The sequence below is a fragment of the Mycobacterium sp. FW102-FHT13B02 genome (genome assembly GCF_058790275.1).
On record NZ_JBYTCM010000053.1, the window covers coordinates 1 to 4677 of the forward strand.

Sequence of the window (4677 nt, forward strand, 5' to 3'; positions counted from 1 at the left end):
ACGCCAGCAGGCCCGATGAAATGAAGGAGAACAGTGCCGAATACAGCACACACGAATATAGACCGTCCGCCAGTCGCCTAACCCCGGCCCCAGTCCCCACCACCATCGGAGGTCTCATGCACACCTTGACCATTGGCCGCGACCCTCACCCGCCCACGGTCTCCGAGCACACCACGTTCCGCGCCGCCCATCACGCACTCTTGCGCCACGCCATCACCGGCGACTACTACCTGCGGCCCACCCAGACCACCGCGGCGCACACCTGCTACGAGCTGCTGAGCCTCGCTGAACTCGAAGACCCAACACCGGCCCGCCAACCCCGAGTCAGCGGCACCGCAGTGATCGAACAACACACGGCGCCAACCCTTCCCGTCCCCGCGCCGTACTTCGCCGCCTGCGAAGCCCGCCGCTGGATCGACGACCACTCCCCCGTCAAGGCCGACCCCGCGCACTACCCCGGCGGCGTCCTGGCCACAGCCCGGGCCGAGGCCCGCGGCGCCCGCTCGGTCGGCGCGACACTCCCCGAGGCAGCCCGCCTCGCCGGCCTCGACAGCGTCGCCCGGCCCGCCCTCCACCTGATCGAGACGATCCGGCACCGCGCCACCGTGTCCGCCCACAGCCACCACCCGGCCGCCATCGCCGCCGCCGTCACCGACGTACTGCCACCGGAGACCACCGAACATCAAGCGGCGGCCCTTGTTTGGTACTACGTGCTAATTGCGTGGGGAGCCCACGTGTCATGACCATCACCGCCCCCGCGCCCCAGTCCGGACCCGCCGCCGACGGCCCCGATGCGCGTCCGATCGAAGATCAGTTCATCGGCGCCCTACTGTGGCTCACCGCACCGGCCGCCCGTCCCCTGGTTAACGCCGTGCCCACCGAGGCACTGTGGCACCCCCAGACCCGCTGGGTGTACGAGCTCGTCGCCGACCTGGTCGACGCCGACCAGAACCCCACCCCGATCGCCGTCCTGGTCGCCGGAATGCGCCGGCCCGCACGCCAAGCCCTGCGCCCGACACAGCCGCCCACCGCACGGGCGCGGCACGAACTTGCCCTGTACCTGTTCGACGCCTACTCGCACGTCATCGAGCCCCGCCGCGCCGCTCGTACCTACGCCACGGGCGTGCTCGCCCAGGCCTACCGCCGCACCTACGCCGCATGCGGGGCTCGGATGCAGTCCCTGGCCACCAGCGGCGCCGACTTCGCCGACCTCACTGCCAACTTCACCGCGACCGCAGCCCAACTCGCCGATCTCACCCGTCGCACCACCGAAGCCGAAAGGACCCCGGCATGACCGATCGCAACACGCCCCTCGAACCGCGCGCTGACCTCGACCACCAGGCCGCGGCCCGTGCTTGCGCGACCGTGCGGCACCACGGCCAATCTGTGCGCGCTGCGTCCGCCTGGATCGACACCATGCACGCCCGCGCCCAGCGCCGCGCCGAGCGCCACCCGCGCGGCCATCGAGCCGCCTGAAACGTCAGTCCCCAGCGATACCGTCCACCCATCGACAAGAAAGTCACCTCATGAACACCACACCCGAACCCCGCCGAGCCCACAGCACTTTTCAATGGCACGTACGGGGGCTTGCCCTTGACCTCGCCGCGCTGAGCATGGCGGCCGGTGCTGCCATCCTCGCCGGCGCGCTCGCGTTGGCCTTCTTCGCCGCAATTCCACGGTTCATGGTCACGATGAACGCGATCAACGATCCCGGGCACCCGGCCGAGATGTCGCAGCCGGTAGCGATGGCCCTCACCGTCCTCGCCGTCGTTTTTGCCGCGGCCGCCAGCTGGCACGTATTCAGGATGGTCGCGCGTTCGGCCGCACGAGCCCTAGACCGATTCGCGCTACTGCCGCCGACCCCGCACGGCGAGCGTTAGTCCCCGGACGGCCGCAGCGATGAAGCGTTCCGTTCCTGCCGCACTGGCTGCCCTGGCGACCCTCTACTTGGCGGCCGCGCCGATCAGCCATGCCCTCCTACCGTCGATCAGCCCCGGCGACGAACTCGACTACACCAGCCCCAGCGGCCACAACGAATTTTGCACCCTCGGATACACCTACAGCGGCACCGATGGGCACACCTACGGCATCACCGCCGGACACTGCGACGCCGCCGGCCATATCGTCGACCGCGCCACCGCCCAGCGCGGCACCATCGTGCGCGCCCTGGTCGATCCCCCGCACACCGGCGGCGCCGACTATGGCCTGATCGATTTCGGTACGCGCACCGTGCCCATGCCGTTCATCGGCGACAGCCCCTTGGCCGACGACCACCACACCCCCGCTGTTGGGGAACGCATCTGCCACACCGGCGCACCCAGCGGCCGCCAATGCGGTCACGTCACCGACACCTACGGACCCGACCAATACCTCACCGGCGATATGGCCCGCTCGATCCCCGGCGACTCCGGCGGCCCCGTCTGGACCGTGCACGCCGACGGACGAATCGAAATCATCGGCATCTGGCTCGGCGGCCGCACCACCGGCGACGGCCGCGACTACGGGCGCTTCGCCGCCCTCACCCCGGGCCTGGCCGCCCTACACACCCGCAGCGCCGACTAGCCGCCGCGGTAGGACAATCATGTGCCCACCCCGGCCACCAAAATCGATCGCCCAGATCCTGTTCGAGGCATGCGAATCCCTCGCCGCCCGAAACCCCAACCTGTTCCAGCCCGAGCGCTACTACGACACCGACGACCAGCGCGACTGGGCCGGCCGCGACAACGGACCGCACGACCACCTCGCTCGGCGACTGATTGGCGAATCCCCCACGCCCGCAGCACCATCGCCACCCCAGCCCTAGCCACCCTCTGCCAGCCCCGCCGCCGCGGCTTACACCACGCCGCCCGCTAGGCCACATCACCAGCCCAGCGCGCCCGGTGCGCCGACACGCCCCGCCACCGCCGACCCCAGCGCACTCGGGCCGCTTCTCACGCGTCGCAGCGTTCGACCGCGTGGCCGCCTTCGGCCTGGTCCTGATCCGATCCTGGCCGCCGGTGCGCCACGCCCCTGAACAGTGCCCGACCCACGCGACTGGTCGTAGTACACCTCGATCACGCCACGGCCCCGCGCTGCCCGTCACGGGCCGCCAGTCGCCGAGCATGGACGTCGCGGTGGGCGCCCCTGCACAACGGCCGCCTCCCATCGGTCCCTCAGCCATCACGTGAGGTCCACCGCGATCCGGCCCCGCCAACCCATCGCCACGCGGCCCGCAGCGCCAACCAATTCACGGAGCCGCCCGCCCATGTGCATCGGTAGTGATTCCGGGCTGCGCGAACCCATCTGCCACGTGTCGGTCCGTGCAATTCCTCAGCACCGCAGCAGGTCTGGCCGCGCCGTCACCACAGGGTCAGGTGGTTCCCTTGCGCCAGCAACGCCGCCGCTACCGCGTCGGCGTCCCAGCCGTGCCGAACCGCCTCGCGCAGGGCGACCGCACGTTCACGCCGTTCGGCTATCCCGGCACCGCCTCGCTGGATCAGTTTGCGGCCACCGCCGCGGCCCGAGCGGGCCATCTGAATCATGTTCTGCTGCTGCGACCCGGCGACCACGTGGACCAGACCACGGTCCGCCGCGTCAGAGGGGCGTACGCACGCGGGGTTGTTGCAGCCGTGCAGCGCCCGCTCCCACGGTTCCAGCGCGACCCCGTTGCGTGCCAGGGCAATTGCATACCGTCCGCCGCGCAGCATGATCCGGTCCGGACCGCCGCGCCGGACCCAAAACCGCGGGTATCCATCGGTTCCGATAGGGCCCACCCAGATCGCGCAATCGTCGGCGTCCGGCCCGCGCACATAGCTGGCTTCAAAGCGCGCGATTTCGTCGGCATGACACCGGCGATCCACCACCAGCCGTAGTGGTTGCGAACTCCCCAAAGCCGAACTCCCGCCAACGCCGGACTCTATCCGCGCCGAGTATGCCTGCGCGGGCTGACACATCGGCCGCCGCGCCCGACCGCCGATGTTCAACGATCTACGCCGACAGACCGACCGGCCCGTCGGCCGTTTCGGCCGACTCTGCGGTGCCAGCGCCCGCTGTGTCACCAACGGACGCCGGCTCCACCGGCGCGGCGGTTTCGACCGCAGCGGCCAGCTTGATCAGTTCGCGCGCGGTCTTCTCGCCGATCCCGGTCATCCCCGCGATGTCGCGAACGGTCTCACCGCGCTCGCGCATCGCCGCCAGCGCGGCACCTGCTGCGCGCCGGTGCCCGACCTTCCGCGCTTCGGCCTGCTGGCGCAGCTCCGCGATACGCCCGGTCAGCCAGTCGTCAACGGTCGCGCCACGCTGTTGTGCGGCAAAGAATTTCGTCAAATCTTCGGTGTTGCGGCGGGTTCGCGCCGCGATCTGTTCCTGCGCGACGGTCGCCGCTTCACGCGCCGCCTGCCGCGCCGCCGCCTTCGCGCTCTTGGGTGTCGGACTCGATGCCATAGCCGCCACGCTAAGCCCGGCCCGACGCCCTACGCGACGGTCATTTCCCACCAATCTTCCGCCGACCACTTCACACCCCCTACCGCCCGCCCGCCCCTCACGCGCCCTCTCACCCACCTTTCCGCCCCCTTCCCTGCCACGCCTCGCCTTCCCTCGCCCGCCCGCCCCTCCGCTCACCGCTGTCCGATCCCATTGAACATCGCAGTCTGGCTCCGCGGTTGCTGGGTTTTGCAAGGTTTGTCGGGACGTCCTACT

Annotated in this window: 8 protein-coding genes; 6 read left to right on the forward strand and 2 right to left on the reverse strand. The window is 70.2% G+C overall.

Features of this window, described 5'->3' with window-relative positions; all coding sequences use genetic code 11:
- The first annotated feature begins 116 nt into the window (after positions 1-116).
- Genes AC3WTE_RS32355 through AC3WTE_RS32380 form a run of 6 tightly spaced genes read left to right on the forward strand, consistent with a single transcriptional unit; the run spans position 117 to position 2803 of the window.
- Positions 117-743: a hypothetical protein gene (locus tag AC3WTE_RS32355; RefSeq protein ID WP_492443697.1), complete on the forward strand. Its 627-nt coding sequence runs from the start codon at positions 117-119 to the stop codon at positions 741-743.
- A complete protein-coding gene (locus tag AC3WTE_RS32360; RefSeq protein WP_492443699.1) occupies positions 740-1294 on the forward strand; it encodes a hypothetical protein in 555 nt (184 codons plus the stop codon). The genes AC3WTE_RS32355 and AC3WTE_RS32360 overlap by 4 nt, the downstream gene beginning before the upstream one ends.
- Positions 1291-1476, forward strand: coding sequence for an amidohydrolase (locus tag AC3WTE_RS32365; protein ID WP_492443700.1), 186 nt, complete (start codon positions 1291-1293; stop codon positions 1474-1476). Before AC3WTE_RS32360 ends, AC3WTE_RS32365 begins: the two co-directional genes overlap by 4 nt.
- 50 nt (positions 1477-1526) lie before the next feature.
- Positions 1527-1880, forward strand: coding sequence for a hypothetical protein (locus tag AC3WTE_RS32370; RefSeq protein ID WP_492443702.1), 354 nt, complete (start codon positions 1527-1529; stop codon positions 1878-1880).
- Between the two features lie 19 nt (positions 1881-1899).
- Positions 1900-2562 carry a chymotrypsin family serine protease gene (locus AC3WTE_RS32375; RefSeq protein ID WP_492443703.1) on the forward strand — a complete coding sequence of 221 codons (663 nt, stop codon included), beginning with the start codon at positions 1900-1902 and terminating at the stop codon, positions 2560-2562.
- 19 nt (positions 2563-2581) lie between these two features.
- On the forward strand, positions 2582-2803 hold the full coding sequence (locus AC3WTE_RS32380) for a hypothetical protein (protein WP_492443705.1): 222 nt from the start codon (positions 2582-2584) through the stop codon (positions 2801-2803).
- 535 nt (positions 2804-3338) lie between these two features.
- Here the strand turns inward: AC3WTE_RS32380 and AC3WTE_RS32385 are convergent.
- Both AC3WTE_RS32385 and AC3WTE_RS32390 read right to left on the reverse strand, forming a co-directional pair.
- Positions 3339-3869 (reverse strand): hypothetical protein, encoded by a 531-nt coding sequence (locus tag AC3WTE_RS32385; protein WP_492443707.1) that lies wholly within the window; start codon positions 3867-3869, stop codon positions 3339-3341.
- Between the two features lie 97 nt (positions 3870-3966).
- The gene (locus tag AC3WTE_RS32390) at positions 3967-4422 is read right to left on the reverse strand and encodes a hypothetical protein (RefSeq protein WP_492443708.1); all 456 of its coding nucleotides are present in this window, start codon (positions 4420-4422) and stop codon (positions 3967-3969) included.
- Between the last annotated feature and the right edge of the window lie 255 nt (positions 4423-4677).